Origin of the sequence: Pusillimonas sp. ANT_WB101 (assembly GCF_008369125.1) — a bacterium.
Classification (GTDB): Bacteria; Pseudomonadota; Gammaproteobacteria; order Burkholderiales; family Burkholderiaceae_B; genus Allopusillimonas.
Genome location: NZ_VOAY01000005.1, coordinates 227,512 through 243,532 on the forward strand (window position 1 = coordinate 227,512; position 16,021 = coordinate 243,532).

A 16,021-nucleotide genomic window follows, 5' to 3' on the forward strand; every position below is an offset into this window, starting at 1 on the left:
TTTCAAGAGCCGCGATGCCTGCCACCCTCGCACCGGACGAGTTCCGAAAAATGCACGCTCGATGGCGCGCCGCCAACTCATTCTCGAGGGGCCGGCGCCGCGCCGTGCGCAGGGCCTCATCTCAGTAAGATGAGCAGATCACTCACCACACTGCCCGCCTGTTGGGTCTGTTACAGAAGGCGGTCGCATGACTGAAAAGAATATGCAGTCGAAGAAACTCGCCGAACGGCCCAACGATCCGTCGCTGATTGACAGCACCGAGTTGGCGCTGGCACTCGGCGCCGACCTGGAACAGGGCCTCAGCGCCGAGGAAGCCGCCAGGCGACTGTTGGCAGACGGCCGCAACGAATTGCGCGCCCTGCCCCCCGTACCCGCATGGCGTCGCGCCCTGGCGCAGTTGCAAGATCCGCTGGTCTATTTGTTGGGTGCGGCGGCGGCGGTGGCTTTGGCCGCCTGGTGGTTCGACGGCCGCGGTGAAGGCGGCGTGGCAGGCTGGCCACTAGACGCCATCGTCATCGCCGCCGTAGTGTTATTGAACGCGGTGCTAGGCTGGCTACAGGAGGCCAAGGCAGCGCAAGCCGTCGCGGCGTTGGCGAAAATGACCATCGCCACATCGGCCGTGCTGCGCGGCGGCGCCGTGGCACGTGTGCCGAGTGCCGAACTGGTCAAGGGCGACCTGCTGGTGTTGGCCGAAGGCGACGCGGTGGGCGCAGACGCGCGCCTGACGCAGGCCGCTGCGCTGCGCGTGCTGGAGGCCTCACTCACGGGCGAGAGCGAGGCGGTGCTGAAAGACGCCGCGCCGCTACCGGCGCCAGCGGCACTAGGTGACCGGCTCAACATGGTTTTCAAGGGCACCGCCATTGCCCAAGGTACCGGACATGCCGTCGTCATCGCCACCGGCATGGCCACCGAGATGGGTGGCATCGCTACGCTGCTGGACACCACGCCCGATATGCCGACTCCGTTGCAAGGCGAGATCGCCTACCTGGGCAAGGTGCTTGGCATCGCTGCAGTGGTGATTGCTGCAGTGGTGGTAGCCACCACCCTGCTCATCTCCGACATCCATGGCATGGCCGACGTGGTGCAAGTGCTGCTGCTGGGCGTCTCGCTGGCCGTGGCCGCGGTGCCCGAGGGGCTGCCCGCTATCCTTTCGGTAGTGCTTGCAATGGGCGTTCGCCGTATGGCGCGCCACCATGCCATCGTCAAGAAACTGGCGTCAGTGGAGACGCTGGGATCGGCCTCGATCATCGCCTCCGACAAAACCGGCACGCTCACTCGCGGCGAGATGACGATCCAGCGCGTGATGACAGCATCAGGTCGCAGTGACATCACCGGCGTGGGCTATGCGCCCGAGGGGCGGGCAGAAAGCAGTGGTGCCGATCTGACGGACAAGAAGGAACTTGGTAAGGGGCCGCAGCGCGACGAACTGATCGCCGTGCTACGTGGTGGTTGCCTGGCAGGCAACGCCGAGCTCCAGCAGGACGACGCGGGGACTTGGATCGTGCAGGGCGACCCGACCGAGGCGGCCTTCCTAGTGGCTGCGCGCAAGCTGGGCAGCAGTGATGAGCCAGCCAAACGCAAGGACCAATACGAGCGCATCGGAGAGATCCCGTTCACCTCGAAGCGCAAGATGATGTCCACGCTGGAGGTGAACCATGCCGACGCTGACACGCATGTGCTTTTCACCAAAGGCGCGCCCGACGTGCTGCTCGCACATTGCACGCAGGTGCTGCTAGGCAGCAAGGCGGTGGCACTCGACGACGCGACGCGCACACGCATCCTGGCCGACGTGGACACGATGACCGACGCCGCGCTGCGCACACTCGCCGTGGCGCGCCGCACTCTGGCGGCAGACGTGCAGATTCCGAACGACGCCGATGATGCGGCCGCGCTGGAACAGGACCTAGTCTACATCGGCACGGTGGGCATTATCGACCCGCCGCGTGCCGAGGCTGCAGTCGCCATCGATCAGGCACGTCGGGCAGGGATTCGCGTGATCATGATCACCGGCGACCACCCGCGCACGGCCGCACGCATAGCGGCTGATCTGGGCATCGTCGAAGCCGGAGCCGCAGTGCTGACGGGAATGGAGCTCGATGCGCTGGACGACGCGGCATTCGACACAGCGGCACAGCAGACCTCAGTCTTCGCGCGCGTGTCGCCCAGGCACAAGTTGCGCATCGTTACAGCGTTGCAAGCGGCCGGCAATGTGGTGGCGATGACGGGCGACGGTGTCAATGACGCACCGGCCCTGAAGGCCGCCGACATCGGTATTGCCATGGGTGTGGCAGGTACAGAAGTGACGAAGGAAGCTGCCCGCATGGTGCTGGCCGATGACAACTTTGCCACCATCGTGCGAGCGGTGCGCGAAGGGCGGGGTGTGCTGGACAACATCCGCAAATTCCTGCGCTACCTACTGTCGTCGAACATCGCAGAAGTGCTGACAGTCTTTCTGGGTGTGGTCGGTGCCGGGGTCATCGGCCTGACGGCTACGGCGACCAGCACGGGCGGGGCCGTAGTGCTGCCGCTGCTGGCCACGCAAATCCTGTGGATCAATCTGATCACCGACACCGGGCCGGCGCTGGCCATGGGTGTGGACCCCATCAGCGAGGACGTGATGGCCCGCAACCCAAGGCCGCGCAGCCAGCGTGTAATCGACGCCCGCATGGGCTTGGGTGCGGCCGAGCTTGGAGTCGTGATGGCGGTGCTGTCCCTGCTGGCTCTGGACCTGTTCCTGCCCGGCGGCGTGTTCGAGCCGATACCGGCCTGGGTAGGGACCGGCCCGCACAGCGTGGAACTCGCTCGCACGGCGGCCTTCACGGTGCTGGTGCTGACCCAGCTTTTCAACTGCTTCAATGCCCGCTCCGAAACTGCATCTGCGTTCAGCGCCGCGTTCTCCAACCGCTGGTTGTGGGGCGCTATTACCTTGTCGGCCTTGCTGCAGGTCGCGGTCGTGCATTTACCGTTTCTCAATCTCGCCTTCGGCACCGTGCCGCTGTCCGCTGGCCAGTGGGGAGTGTGCGTAGTGTTGGCCAGCGGGGTATTGTGGTTCGGTGAATTGCGAAAGCTAGGACGACGCCTCTGGGCTTAGCGGTCGAGCGCTGCGAGCAAGGTCGAACGCCGAGTTGCTGGGGCGCTGGGGACGTCTGCCACAAACTGTCGTCGGGCGTGGCCTCCCGAAAGCTAGCATGCATGAAGCTTTCAGTAATTCCAAGCGACAAGCTATTCGCGTTGCAACAATGCTAGAAAGAGCGAGGTTTAAGATTCCGCGACATATATAAGAGAGTAGTAACCGTCCTCGTCCGGCTGGACGTATTCCAATGAGTATCCGACGGATCGGAAGCAAGCTAAGCACCGCTTGTTGTCCTCTTCTATTCCGGCAAACCATTTATTGATCTGGCTCATTTCAGGCGATTCCATCGTCCTTTAGATGAGCGCTTTTCCGTATCCCCTTCCGCGCAATAACGGATCGACTAAAAGAGCAATGTTCCCGGTTAAATCTTCTTCAATTTCAACCATGACAACGCCGACAGGCTTACCTTCCTTTAACGCCGCCCATACCCGGTAGTTTTCATTCTCATCCGCAAAACGAAACCAATCGTCAAAAGGCATCATCCGTTCAAGACGCCTTTTCACCTCTGCATCTTCAAACCAGGTATGCAGCCATTCAATATCTTTTTTTTGAAACGTGCGAAGTTGTTCTGTATTGCTCATTGCCTTGTACATGTTCGATTATTAATTAGCTTTCCCTTTCTAGCACTCTTTAAAGATAGAGACTGGGCGTGCAAAAGTCTTGCGCACAGCGCTCATTGCGTTTCAAGTAACCGTCTCAGATCGGCGTTAGTAACAGCGAACACATCAAACACACCCAGGGCGCGCAAGCCCGGTAAGGCATCCCGAATGTCGCGCTCGGCGCTCTGGCGCTGCGCAGCGTCAGCCCCTGGATCACACCAAATCCTGGCGTTGGCCATGAAGGCCGCGACCGTTCCCTTGCGGATGACCACGCCACCACGTTCAAGCTGATCCTGATCGTCTGACAGGATGTCTTCGGCTCGCATTACTATCTCCTTGAAATTAACAGTCCCTCCATCATAGACACGCATATCCGGCCTAGGTACGGTATAAAAGACATTTAATAGTCGTTCAAGGCCAATCATGGCTATTTCTTTGATTTCGCCAACCCTGGCTAATTCCAACGAAGGGCCACCTCTACTGGCCGTAGCGCGGTCGTCAGGTTCGGTGCGCGTGACGCACAGCCACCGCCATGCGCGCGGGCAACTACTGGGTGCAGCACACGGACTACTATCGGTCGATACTGGCCGTAGCCGGTGGGTGGTGCCAGCCACGCACGCCGTCTGGATCCCACCTGATGTTCCGCATAGCATACGTTCGCATGGGCCTTTTTCAGGTTGGAGTTTGTACCTCGCCGTCTCTGCCTGCGCCGAGCTTCCTGAGAAACCCTGCATCCTCGCCGTATCGGGCCTGCTGCGCGAGGCGGTGATGCGAGCGGCGTCATGGCCGGGCCAGACTTTTAGCGCTGCCCAAACCCGGTTGGTCGCCGTCATTCTCGACGAAATTCGCACCTTGCCCCAAGTGCCCCTTGGCTTGCCCATGCCACAAGACGCTCGACTGCTGAAGATTGCTGAAGCGCTGTCGGATAGTCCCCATGACAGCCGCCACATGAAGGAATGGGCGCAGTGGGCAGGCGTCGCGCCGCGCACGCTGACACGGCGATTCGTCGCAGAGACGGGATTCAGCTTTACTGAATGGCGTCAGCGTGTGCGGCTGCTGAAGGCGTTGGAAATGCTGGCGGTCGGCAGGTCCGTGACAGCGATCGCGCTAGAACTGGGCTACGACAACGTCAGCGCCTTCATTGCCTTATTTAAACGGGTTTTTGGTGTGACACCTGGACGGTATAACGGCTTAATGCGTTGATCGAGGCTTGCTTAAGAGACGTGACAGCGATGCACCCATGGGCTCTGACCCTTATGATCTATTTAATTGGTCACGTTATCTCATCGATGGAGCCCACCGGAGATAAGGAGCCACAAAAAGAGCAGCCCTAAGGCTGCTCTTTTAAAACATCTGGCGCGCCCGACAGGAATCGAACCTGTATCTAGAGCTTCGGAGACTCTCATTCTATCCATTGAACTACGGGCGCAGGGTCGCTATTGTACCGTGTTTACAGAAAAGCATCGGGCGGTATCGTGTCGCGGCTGCGCTAACTCTGGCATCCGGAGCGCGGCTGTATACGCCCAAACATGCATCGATGCGGTACAGTCGCTATAATGCCTCATTCGGGGAATACTGAAACTTTGGATGCAGGCGACACCTGCGGCGTTTCTACCCGATCGTACGCCACATTCAACGTTCAGGCCTTGATGCCCCTCAAACAGGAACACGCAGGATTCGATTATGAATAATACGGAAGAGCACGTCGAAGAAACGCAATCTGAAGGCCTCATTAAAACGCCCAAACAGCTTATTGTTACCGTCATTCTGGCGTTCATCATACCGATTGCAGTAATCATTCTGCTGACACACCTCGTTGCTTCGACATCACGCGGCGGCGCAGGTTCCGACTCGCTAAGTGAAGAGGCCATTGCCAACCGCATCAAACCCGTGGCTGACTTTAGCCTGGTTGACGCCAACGCACCCAAAGAGTTCAAAACCGGTCAGCAAGTGTTCGAGTCCACCTGTACAGCCTGTCATACAGCCGGCGTAGCTGGCGCTCCCAAGTTGGGCGACAAAGAAGCCTGGGCACCCTTCATCAAAAAAGGGTACGAAGACCTTATCCATGCAGCCATTCATGGCATAAACGCCATGCCACCCAAGGGCGGCAACCCTTCGCTGGATGACTTCGAAGTCGAGCGCGCCGTTGTATACATGGTAAACAAGTCTGGCGCTTCGTTTGACGAGCCCAAAGAACCAGCGCCTGCTGGTGACAAGGCCGAAGAAAAAGCACCCGCAGCAGCCGCTGCTGCACCCGCGCCCGCAGCGCAGAAAACTGAAGCTAAAGCCGCAGCGCCTGCCGTCGCAGCCGCGCCTGCTAAGGAAACAGCTGCCGTTGATCCTGCCGGTGAAAAGCTGTACAAATCAGTGTGTTTTGCCTGTCACGACACGGGTGTTGCCGGTGCTCCTAAATTTGGCGATAAAGACGCTTGGTCCAAGTATCTTGATACTGGCGTAGACACCATGGTGGCCAATGCTATCAAGGGCGTAGGCGCCATGCCTCCGCGCGGTGGTTCACAAGCCACCGACGAACAAATGACCGCTGCCGTCCACTATATTGTTCACGCTGTCGACCCAAGCAAGCTTGCCGCCGCAGCTGCCCCTGCTGAAAAGCCTGCTGCGGAAAAGCCTGAAGCGAAAGCTGAAGCACCTGCCGCTGCAGCGGCACCCACCAAAGAAACTGCCGCCGTCGACCCTGCCGGTGAAAAGCTGTACAAATCGGTCTGCTTTGCCTGTCACGACACTGGCGTTGCAGGGGCCCCCAAGTTTGGCGACAAAGCCGTCTGGGCCAAGTACATTGAAACCGGCGTAGACACCATGGTAGCCAAGGCCATCAGCGGCGTGGGTGCTATGCCTCCACGTGGTGGCTCACAAGCCACCGACGAACAAATGTCCGCTGCCGTTCACTATATGGCTCAAGCTGCGCAGTAAACGCTTCGGCGGCTTACCACTACCTGCAATGCTGGCCTTGTAGTACCACCAAAGGCCCACACCACGACACACGGCGGCTCCTGTAGCCGCCGTTTAACTTTATCGTTATGCTCACAGACACTTTGACCGCTCCAGAGGCTGCTACCTTGCAGTTCGAAAAAGACACTTATTTTGGTTTTGAAGTTCCATTCATGCGCTATCTCGGCCTTCAGCCCGAGCATATAGAGCCGGGCTATGCCCGCGCACGGCTGCCCTTGAATGCAAACTTGACCAACAGCCGGGGCGATGTACATGGCGGCACCATGATGAGCGTGCTCGACTTCATTCTAAGTGCGGCCGCACGTTCACACGACCCACTCAGTTATGGAGTGGTGACTATCGACATGTCGACCCATTTTCTGAATGTGGCACGCACTGACCTCGTGTTCGAGGCGCGCCCATTGCGTCGCGGACGCAGTATTGTTTTCTGCGAAGGCAGCGTCAAAGACGCCAACGACGTAGAAGTATGTACTGCCCGAGCCGTCTTCAAGCTGGTCGCGCTCAATAAAGACTAAGGCTTTCTGCATCCAGAGCGCTTACGCCCTCTGGTTGCAGCGCCGCTCCAGATACCTTATCTGCCGAGCTGCAGCAACATTAGCGAGACCCTTGGGCTTGGTCTAACGCAGCATACGCTGCGCACGCAGCCCAGTGTCTTTAGCGTTCGCGCCCTAGCAAAGTCTGTATTTCTTCTGGCGGCAAACCAAGCCAGCCGCTCAACACCTGCTCTGTATGCTCGCCCAACAGCGGCGCGGCGTGACGGTACTCGACTGGGCTTTCAGAAAGCTTTAGCGGGCTGGCGCCAACTGGTGCCTTGCCAGCCAGCGGGTGTGGCAGATGGCGCAGCATTTCTCGCGCCTTTACCTGAGGGTTGTTGTAAACCTGCTCAATGGTATTGATTGGGCCAGCTGGCACTCCCGCGCGTTCCAGCGCCTCAAGCCAATAATCACGCGCCTGCAACTTCATGGCTTCGGTCAGCAGTGGAACCAGTGTTTCGCGATTGATCACTCGGTTAGAGTTGGTCGAAAATCGTACATCGTCGGCCAGGCCTGCGCGGCCAATGACCCCGCAATAAGCCCTGAACTGCGTGTCGTTGCCCACAGCCACGATCAAGTGCCCGTCAGCGGCCGCAAATACTTGATAAGGCACCAGGTTCTGATGGGCATTGCCTGCACGCTGTGGCGATACCCCTGAAGTCAGGTAGTTCAGGTTCTGGTTGGCCAGCATAGCCACCTGACAGTCGAGCAAGGCCATATCGACGTGTTGCCCCAAACCACTACGCCCGCGCTCATGCAACGCAGCCATAATGCCCACAGTGGCGTACATGCCGGTCATAAGGTCAGCCACAGCCACACCAGCCTTTTGAGGGCCACCGCCGGGCAGGTCATCGCGCTCACCGGTAATACTCATTAGCCCGCCCATGCCCTGGATCATAAAATCGTACCCGGGCCGGCTGGCATACGGGCCGGTTTGCCCAAAGCCCGTAATAGAACAATAGATAAGCGCGGGGTTGATGGCCTTAATGCTTTCGTAATCCAGACCGTATTTTTTCAGGCCTCCGACCTTGAAATTTTCAACCAGAATGTCGCACTGCAACGCAAGCTGGCGCACCAGCTCTGCACCTCGGGGGCTGGCGATGTCGAGCGCGACAGACAGCTTATTGCGATTGGCACAAGAATAGTAAGCCGCCTCTGAGGTATCGACACCTTGCGGGTCTTTCAGGTACGGGGGGCCCCACCCTCTGGTGTCGTCACCACTGCCGGGGCGCTCAATCTTGATGACCTCGGCGCCCAGATCTGCCAGATTCTGGGTACACCAGGGGCCAGCAAGAACGCGGGTGAGATCGAGTACTTTGATGCCAGTTAACGGGGCGGGGCGTGGAGACGACATAAATATATAGAAGTGAATAAAAGCTGCTATTTTGCCTGATTAGATCGTGCGGTGCAGCATTACGCGATTTGAGACTAGGCTAACAATGCGTGCCTTTCAGGCCACAGATCCGCTAAACCCCGTAATTACTAGGGTAAACCCTTGTGAGTATCTAGGGTATACCCTATACTTGTAAAGGTCAGCACACAACATTCAGTTGTGGCGACATCTTGTAAATTGGTGAGGTCCATAATGTCGGTTTCAACTCTTAACAACAGCATGCGTCTCAGCGATTCCATGGAACGCGATCTCATGATCAGCATGCTTAGTAATGGCGAGTCGACCTCCATCACCTCATTGGCAAAATCCGTAGTGGCAGTCCTGAAAAGCGGCATAGTAACTGTGTGGGAATACACAATTGAAGTCAGCGAAGCCATGAACGAAGCCCGTGCCAAAGACGCCCGTTTTACCGGTTCACAATGGTAAAAGCGGCATGACCAAAGTCGCACCGCGCGCGACGCAACGCCCAACACGGGCTGCACGCTAGACATAAGCGCGGTTTATTTGGTCAAAAGATGGAAAGCTCCAAGCCTGCCTTTTAGGTAGGCTTTATTTATTGGTGCATCCATCTCACAAATAATTGTCACCTCCTGATGCCACGCGTCGGGCAGGAGCAGGCCAAGTTATCTCGGATGAGTGTCCGCACATACTGCGGACCAATCACTCTTTTGTCAGCAAGGCCTTAAGCATGCCGAGCCGCTCTTTGGGGCTCATGGCCTTGGCCTTGGGGTCTTCAGTAACCACTGGCCCGCCCAGGCCCATTTCTTCGATAAACCGTGAAGGTTCACGCATGACATCTTCGCGGGCGCGGCGGCGTTTTTTGCACCAGCTTAAATGGAGCGTGCGGCGCGCGCGCGTAATGCCCACATACATTAAACGCCGCTCTTCCTGGATGCGTTGCGCCAGTTCGTCTGCTGCGGTTTCCGGGTTTACGTCTTCATCGCGGCCCTGATGCGGCAACAAGCCCTCTTCAACCCCCGCCAGATACACATGCGGGTACTCCAGCCCTTTTGAGGCGTGCAGCGTCGACAGTTTGACCGCGTCAGGGTCGTCGTCATCACTGCGTTCGAGCATGGTGACCAGTGCAACATGCTGGGCCAGCTCGACCAACGTCAGCCCATCTTCGTCAGCCTTGCGCTTTAACCAACCTGTGAGCTCGAGCACATTTTGCCAGCGAGATTGAGCCGGCCGCTCTTCGAGAAGATCGTAAAGATGCCGTTCGTACTGAATTGCGCCCAGCAAGTCATCGATGACCAGGCCGGAGCTGTCTTCTCGCGCGCCATCAAGCCCGGCAATGGCACCAATCAGCGCATCGTCGCCCTGCAGCGGCGCATCAAGCAGGCTGGCCTGTGCAATCGGTGCAGAAATCATGTTTTTGCGCCCGGCACGCGTCTGCAATTGCTGAATGAACCTGGCAAATGTCTCTAGCGACTGAAGCTGCCTTGCCGGGAGCCTGTCGGTATGCATAATTTCGAACACGGCAGCAAACAGCGACATCTGGCGCTCAGCAGCAAATAGGCCCAGAGCCTGCAATGTGGTCTGGCCAATGCCGCGACGCGGCGTAGTTGCCGCCCGAATAAAAGCCGGGTCATCATCATCATTGGCGATAAGGCGAATATAGGCCAGAATATCGCGGATTTCCGTTTTATCGAAGAAGCTCTGCCCGCCCGAAATGGTGTAGGGTATGCGCAGGGTGCGCAAAGTCTGCTCTAAAATACGTGCCTGGTGGTTACTGCGGTACAAAATAGCAAAGTCACGCCACTCCGCCTGCTTTTCAAAACGCGCAGCCGAAATTCGCATGGCAATAGACTCTGCCTCTGCCTGCTCGTTATCCATGGGCGTTACCTGAATAGGCTCACCCACACCCAGATCCGACCACAGCTTTTTGCCAAATAAATTTGGGTTCTTGCTGATCACCTGGTTGGCTGCCGACAAAATGCGCTGCACGGAGCGGTAGTTCTGCTCTAGCTTAATCACCTTCAGTGAGGGATAGTCAGTCGTAAGGTTAGCCAGGTTTTCAACCGTTGCGCCACGCCATGCGTAAATGGCCTGGTCGTCATCCCCCACTGCGGTAAACATGGCTCGCTGACCAGTCAGCGAGCGTACCAGCCGATACTGACAGACGTTTGTGTCCTGATACTCGTCGAGCAGCATGTAGTGCACCCGCGCCTGCCAGCGCAGGCGAACTTCTTCATCGGTCTCGAGCAACATTGCCGGCAGGCGGATCAAATCATCAAAGTCCACCGATTGGTAGGCCGCAAGCGTTGCACTGTAGCTGCGATACACTTTGGCCGCCTCTGCCTCGCTAGGTGAATTCGCACTACGCTCGGCGGCATCAGGCTCCATAAGCGCGTTCTTCCACAGCGAAATATTCTGCTGCACTGCCCGCAACCGAGCCTTGTCGGTGGTGGCAAGTAACTCCTGGATAATCGCCAGCCCGTCATTGGCGTCCAAAATCGAGAACGACGGCTTCAAATTGACATTCCGGGCTTCTTCACGCAAAAACCGCAAGCCCAGCGAGTGAAATGTACTCACTGTCAAACCCTTGGTCATTTTGGTGTCCACGAGCTGACGCACTCGCTCGCCCATCTCGCGCGCCGCTTTGTTGGTAAACGTGAGTGCAACCACCTGTCTGGCCTGATACCCGCACTCACGCAACAAATAGGCAATTTTTTGCGTTATAACGCGCGTCTTGCCACTGCCCGCCCCGGCCAGCACCAGACAGGGGCCGTCAAGATACAGCACGGCCTCGCGCTGCATGCTGTTCATGTCGGACGCTACCGTAGAACCGCGCGCAGCAGTCATATCGGCGCCACTCATATTTCGAGCGGGTCGACTTCGAGGTGATAACGCACCCGAAAGCCACGCGCAAACGCTGGCAGCACCGAACACCAGGCAGAAAGAAATTCTTGAAGAGCGCGACGGTGCGCGCTTTCAACCAGTAACTGGGCACGCTCAATGTGCGCAACGCGCACAACCCGTAACGGCACGGGGTCATAAACAGTGATGGCTGAGGCAGTAGAAAAACGCGCCGCATCTTGGTCTGGCAAGGAACGCGCCCCTTCCAGAAAGGCAAGTGCATCAGCCAGTGCCTTGCCTTCAGCGGTTAGCAAGGCCTGGTAAGCATAGGGGGGAAGCCCTACTGCCTTGCGCTCCTCAAGGCCATGACGGGCAAACCCGACATAATCATGACGTTGCAAGGCCTGGTAGACCGACTGCTCTGGGTAGTCAGTCTGGATGATGACCTCACCGCCCTTGGTGTGGCGCCCCGCCCTGCCCGCCACCTGCATAAGCTGGGAAAACAGACGTTCAGGCGCACGGAAATCTTGGGCAAACAGCATGGCATCGGCGTTAAGCACCCCCACCAGCCCAAGACGAGAGAAGTCATGCCCTTTTGCCACCATCTGCGTGCCCACCATCACATCGATCTCGCCTGCGTGCACCTTGTCAAAAAGCGCCTGCGCACTGCCCTTCAGGCGTGTGCTGTCAGCATCAATGCGGGCGATGCGCGCCTCTGGAAACAGCTCCACCAAATGCTCTTCGACCCGCTGTGTGCCGCGGCCCATGGGTTTGAGATCTTGATCACCGCAATCAGGGCACGCCACGGGTACACGCGCTTGATAACCACAATGATGGCATTGCAAAAAGTTACGTCGGGCACCACCACGGTGCAGTACGGTATACGCCGTGCAACGCGGGCACTGACTGACCCAGCCGCAGGACGCACAATTAAGCACCGGTGCGTAACCCCGACGGTTAAGGAATATGAGAACTTGTTCGCCCGCTTCGAGACGCAACCCTACTGCCTCGATCAATTGAGGAGAAAAGCCTTCACGCATGGCCAGGCGGCGGGTATCGACGAGCCGGACGGCAGGCAGGCCGACATCGCGCGCGCGCTCTGCCAGCGTGCAGCGCAGATAATGCCCGGTTTCGGCATGGTTCCAGCTTTCAAGCGATGGCGTCGCCGACCCCAGCACCACCGGTATGCCAAGATCATTGCCACGCCATACTGAAAGGTCGCGCGCCGAGTATCGCAAGCCCTCTTGCTGCTTGTAGGAGGTGTCGTGTTCCTCATCAACGATGATGAGCCCAAGCTCGGGCATAGGGGCAAATATAGCCATCCGGGTTCCGAGGAGCACCCTGGCCTCACCGCGTTGCACCCTGACCCAGGCCCGCAAACGTTCGCCGTCAGCCAGCCCACTGTGCATGACCGCAAGCGCATCGTCCCCGCCCAACCCCGCCAGACGCATGCGCAGCGATTGCTCGAGCTGTGGAGTAAGGTTGATTTCGGGCACCAGAAACAACACCTGCTTTCCACGCGCCAGCACATGCTGGGCCACGTGCATGTAAACCTCTGTTTTGCCGCTGCCGGTCACGCCGTACAGCAGCACAGTTTTATGGCCCTGCAGCGCAGCAATTTGTGCGACGGCATCAGACTGGTTGGCATTGAGCGGCGGCGGCACATCTGGCTGAACAGAATCTTTGCCTTTCCCGCCGGCACGCTTGTCCATGCGAGCCACAGGGCCGCCTGCCGATCGCTTGCCCTGATAGGCTCCTATGCGCCGCAAGGGGGCTGGCAGTGTCGGGAGCATGACCTCGCCCAGCGGGCGCTGGTAATACTGGGCAGCGAAAGACGCCAGCCGCAGCCAGTCAACAGGAAAAGGGGGAAGATCGTCCAGCACCTGGTCAACATCACGAACCATTGAAGCGTCGAGTGCAGGCTGATCTGGCGTATCGACAACCACACCGACCAGCTTGCGTTGGCCAAATGGAACAATAACGCGTGTGCCGATCTGAACAGGGCTTGAAGCCTTGTAGTCAAACAAGCCCTGCAGCGGAACATCGAGAGCTACACGTACCCAGCAACCCGACGCGCCATCTGTACCGGATCCGGGATGCCGCAGACTGGACGAAGAGATATCGGGCATGAAAACTTGAAGTAAATTCTGGATCGAGATTGAAAAAGCGCGTGGCTATGCGGTTCTTGAGAACAACCTAACAGCCTGTGGATAACTTTGGGGACAAGCCGGCCGACAACCCTGGAAAAGTCAATGATCAATATTGTAAAAAGCCGCAAAAATAATTAAAAACAAGCTTTATATCAATTAAAACAAGGCATTAGACAACACTGCAAGAAAGCAAATGAGGTTTAGTCTTTAATTGTGCACAGCAGTGAAAACTGTGCACAACCAGAGATTGAGAGCAGTGTTAATCAGGGATATCCAGCATTTTCAGGCGCTATGTGTGTGCCGACCGCGGCTATAGGTATGAACTTCATCAACCAGCGCTGACACTGCCTCTGGCGGGGTAAAACGCGAAATACCATGCCCAAAATTGAACACATGACCTCCTGCGCCCACATCACCGAAATCATCAATAACGCGACGCACCTGGGTGCGAATGGCTGCTTCCCCCCCAAACATGGACATGGGATCAAGGTTGCCCTGCAGCGCCACTGAGTCACCCGTACGACGACGGATCTTGGCCAGGCTGGCTGTCCAGTCAAGACCGACCGCATCACAGCCCGTACTGACGATGTCTTCGATCCATTGCGCACCGCCCTTGGTAAAGAGAATGACTGGCACCCGCCGGCCTTCATTTTCGCGAATCAGGCCCTGGATAACCTTGTTGCTATAGGCCAGTGAAAACTCTTGGAAGAGGCCATCGGCCAGTACGCCACCCCAACTGTCAAAGATCATGACAGCCTGCGCACCCGCCTGGATCTGGGCATTGAGATACTGCAGTGTGGCCTGAGCGTTGATTTCAAGGATTTTATGCAGAAGATCAGGCCGTGCATACAGCATGGTTTTGATAAGCTGATATTCTTTGGTGCCCTCGCCTTCAACCATGTAGCAGGCCACTGTCCAGGGGCTGCCGGCAAAGCCGATAAGCGGAACTTTGCCGTCCAGCTCTTTGCGGATGAGGCTAACTGCGTCAAACACGTAGCGCAGCGAGTTAAGATCAGGCACCTTCAACTTGCGCACATCGTCTTCGGTGCGCACAGGATGAGCAAACTTGGGTCCTTCGCCCGCAACAAAGTCTAACCCCAACCCCATGGCATGGGGAATGGTCAAGATATCGGAAAAAAGAATGGCGGCATCGAGATCAAACCGCTGCAGTGGCTGCAAGGTAACCTCGCAGGCGTATTCGCGATTCTGGGCCAGTGCCATAAATGACCCGGCCCGCGCACGCGTTTCGTTGTATTCGGGCAAATAGCGGCCTGCCTGGCGCATTAGCCAGACAGGCGTGTAGGGAACAGGCTCGCGCAGCAAGGCGCGCAGCAGGACGTCATTTTTAAGGGCTGGAGCAGTCACGTCTATCCTTATTAGCAAGACTAGTGATTTTACCGCCATGGGCGGGAAACGGCTTTGGTCCGTTACGAAAAGGCCGGGCATCAATGTCGTACTTGCGCATCAATGCCCAAAATGCCCGACGATGCTTCTGGACCGCGCGGGCCGCCATGGCGATGTTACCCGAGTGTCGGCTAAGCGCTGCGGCGATGTAAACTTTTTCAAAGCGCTCGATCACACGCGACTTGGCCTTGCGAAACGATTCTTTGGTTACCGAACAATAAGAAGCCGATGCACGGGCAAATGCATCAAGCTCAGCCCCGCCAAAGTGGTCTTCGCCTGCATCAGAATGGCCAGACGCCATACCCTGCCCAGCCCCGTTCGCGGTGGACGCAACCATATAGCTTAACGGATATTCGCGAACTGCGGAAACCGACTGGCCCATAGGCATAACCGGACGCCGGGCTTCAAGCAAACGCTCAACACGCACGCGTAGTTCTTCGAAGCAGTCAGACTGTTGTACAAAGTCGTTGGCACCCAGGCTGCATAAGTCATTAAGCGCCGCTGCGCGCAACCCACGCGCCATAATTACGACCGGTGTACGCAAAGAATTGCCCAGACCCGAAAGCATGGTGCGCGCCCACGCCAGATTGGTTTCAGTAACCGGGATAAGGCAGGCATCATAGCGATGCAGCCTTATGCGGCACGACTGAAGCAGACTAAGAGAGCTAGGATCCGCCGTATCAACACTGTCGCACAAACGATGTATGTGCACACGGCCACCGGCCTGCGGCCCTAGCCAAGAGTTGAACCAGCTGTCGGTGCACAGCGTGCCAAATACGGCACAATCAAGACGTTCACGCATATTATTTCCTCGTAATGAATGAAGGCGTCAAGATTACGCATAGGTGAGAATGAGAACAATTCGCAAAAACAACATATCGGAAAATACGCGTGTCTCGAGTAGCACGGAAAATAGTGTCAGCAACAATCAAGTCAATGGCTACAGGCATGCGTCTCGCTAGGTAGCCGGGCGCGGGATATGCCCTTGCGCTGCATCTTGCTCATACCGTGGCCCTTGCTGCGGCAATAATAAATGACGT

11 protein-coding genes, 1 tRNA gene and 2 pseudogenes are annotated in these 16,021 nt (G+C 57.5%); 6 read left to right on the forward strand and 8 right to left on the reverse strand.

Going from position 1 to position 16,021, the window contains the following annotated elements; genetic code table 11:
* Positions 1–187: 187 nt before the first annotated feature.
* A complete protein-coding gene (locus FQ179_RS19605) occupies positions 188–3,091 on the forward strand; it encodes a cation-translocating P-type ATPase (protein WP_149398996.1) in 2,904 nt (967 codons plus the stop codon).
* 335 nt (positions 3,092–3,426) lie between these two features.
* Here FQ179_RS19605 and FQ179_RS22515 read toward each other — a convergent pair whose 3' ends face one another.
* Complete coding sequence (locus FQ179_RS22515; protein ID WP_223146303.1) at positions 3,427–3,714, reverse strand: GNAT family N-acetyltransferase; 288 nt, start codon at positions 3,712–3,714, stop codon at positions 3,427–3,429.
* Between the two features lie 92 nt (positions 3,715–3,806).
* Entirely contained in the window at positions 3,807–4,058 is a 252-nt protein-coding gene (locus tag FQ179_RS19615; protein ID WP_149398997.1) for a hypothetical protein, read from the reverse strand.
* Between the two features lie 97 nt (positions 4,059–4,155).
* Here FQ179_RS19615 and FQ179_RS19620 point away from each other — a divergent pair, with 97 nt between their 5' ends.
* On the forward strand, positions 4,156–4,935 hold the full coding sequence (locus FQ179_RS19620) for a helix-turn-helix transcriptional regulator (RefSeq protein ID WP_149398998.1): 780 nt from the start codon (positions 4,156–4,158) through the stop codon (positions 4,933–4,935).
* A 151-nt stretch (positions 4,936–5,086) separates the two neighbouring features.
* Here the strand turns inward: FQ179_RS19620 and FQ179_RS19625 are convergent.
* A tRNA-Arg gene (locus tag FQ179_RS19625) sits at positions 5,087–5,161 on the reverse strand.
* Positions 5,162–5,415: 254 nt separating this feature from the next.
* On the opposite strand from FQ179_RS19625, the pseudogene FQ179_RS19630 reads away from it, so the two are divergent.
* From FQ179_RS19630 to FQ179_RS19635, 3 genes and pseudogenes are all read left to right on the forward strand, one after another.
* Positions 5,416–6,300, forward strand: a pseudogene (locus FQ179_RS19630) (cytochrome c5 family protein); the annotation flags it as partial.
* Positions 6,301–6,441: 141 nt separating this feature from the next.
* Positions 6,442–6,663 (forward strand): annotated as a pseudogene (locus FQ179_RS22820) (cytochrome c5 family protein); the annotation flags it as partial.
* Positions 6,664–6,770: 107 nt separating this feature from the next.
* Positions 6,771–7,217, forward strand: coding sequence for a PaaI family thioesterase (locus FQ179_RS19635; RefSeq protein WP_149398999.1), 447 nt, complete (start codon positions 6,771–6,773; stop codon positions 7,215–7,217).
* Between the two features lie 139 nt (positions 7,218–7,356).
* Here FQ179_RS19635 and FQ179_RS19640 read toward each other — a convergent pair whose 3' ends face one another.
* A complete protein-coding gene (locus FQ179_RS19640; RefSeq protein WP_149399000.1) occupies positions 7,357–8,589 on the reverse strand; it encodes a CaiB/BaiF CoA-transferase family protein in 1,233 nt (410 codons plus the stop codon).
* Positions 8,590–8,820: 231 nt separating this feature from the next.
* On the opposite strand from FQ179_RS19640, the gene FQ179_RS19645 reads away from it, so the two are divergent.
* The gene (locus FQ179_RS19645; RefSeq protein ID WP_149399001.1) at positions 8,821–9,054 is read left to right on the forward strand and encodes a hypothetical protein; all 234 of its coding nucleotides are present in this window, start codon (positions 8,821–8,823) and stop codon (positions 9,052–9,054) included.
* Positions 9,055–9,288: 234 nt separating this feature from the next.
* Here FQ179_RS19645 and FQ179_RS19650 read toward each other — a convergent pair whose 3' ends face one another.
* The 4 genes from FQ179_RS19650 to FQ179_RS19665 form a co-directional block, all read right to left on the reverse strand.
* Positions 9,289–11,433, reverse strand: a complete 2,145-nt coding sequence (locus tag FQ179_RS19650) for a UvrD-helicase domain-containing protein (RefSeq protein WP_255475076.1) — start codon at positions 11,431–11,433, stop codon at positions 9,289–9,291.
* A gap of 11 nt (positions 11,434–11,444) precedes the next feature.
* On the reverse strand, positions 11,445–13,547 hold the full coding sequence (locus tag FQ179_RS19655; protein ID WP_370459919.1) for a primosomal protein N': 2,103 nt from the start codon (positions 13,545–13,547) through the stop codon (positions 11,445–11,447).
* 312 nt (positions 13,548–13,859) lie between these two features.
* Positions 13,860–14,981, reverse strand: a complete 1,122-nt coding sequence (gene hemE / locus FQ179_RS19660) for a uroporphyrinogen decarboxylase (protein WP_370459906.1) — start codon at positions 14,979–14,981, stop codon at positions 13,860–13,862.
* The gene (locus FQ179_RS19665; protein WP_149399004.1) at positions 14,923–15,783 is read right to left on the reverse strand and encodes a helix-turn-helix domain-containing protein; all 861 of its coding nucleotides are present in this window, start codon (positions 15,781–15,783) and stop codon (positions 14,923–14,925) included. Before FQ179_RS19665 ends, hemE begins: the two co-directional genes overlap by 59 nt.
* Positions 15,784–16,021 lie beyond the last annotated feature (238 nt).

Coding starts and splice junctions, on each gene's coding strand:
- FQ179_RS19605 (WP_149398996.1), top strand. CDS start 188: ATGACTGAAAAGAATATGCAGTCGAAGAAACTCGCCGAACGGCCCAAC.
- FQ179_RS19635 (WP_149398999.1), top strand. CDS start 6,771: ATGCTCACAGACACTTTGACCGCTCCAGAGGCTGCTACCTTGCAGTTC.
- FQ179_RS19650 (WP_255475076.1), bottom strand. CDS start 11,433: ATGACTGCTGCGCGCGGTTCTACGGTAGCGTCCGACATGAACAGCATG.
- hemE (WP_370459906.1), bottom strand. CDS start 14,981: ATGGCGGTAAAATCACTAGTCTTGCTAATAAGGATAGACGTGACTGCT.
- FQ179_RS19615 (WP_149398997.1), bottom strand. CDS start 4,058: ATGCGAGCCGAAGACATCCTGTCAGACGATCAGGATCAGCTTGAACGT.
- FQ179_RS19620 (WP_149398998.1), top strand. CDS start 4,156: ATGGCTATTTCTTTGATTTCGCCAACCCTGGCTAATTCCAACGAAGGG.
- FQ179_RS22515 (WP_223146303.1), bottom strand. CDS start 3,714: ATGAGCAATACAGAACAACTTCGCACGTTTCAAAAAAAAGATATTGAA.
- FQ179_RS19665 (WP_149399004.1), bottom strand. CDS start 15,783: ATGCGTGAACGTCTTGATTGTGCCGTATTTGGCACGCTGTGCACCGAC.
- FQ179_RS19645 (WP_149399001.1), top strand. CDS start 8,821: ATGTCGGTTTCAACTCTTAACAACAGCATGCGTCTCAGCGATTCCATG.
- FQ179_RS19640 (WP_149399000.1), bottom strand. CDS start 8,589: ATGTCGTCTCCACGCCCCGCCCCGTTAACTGGCATCAAAGTACTCGAT.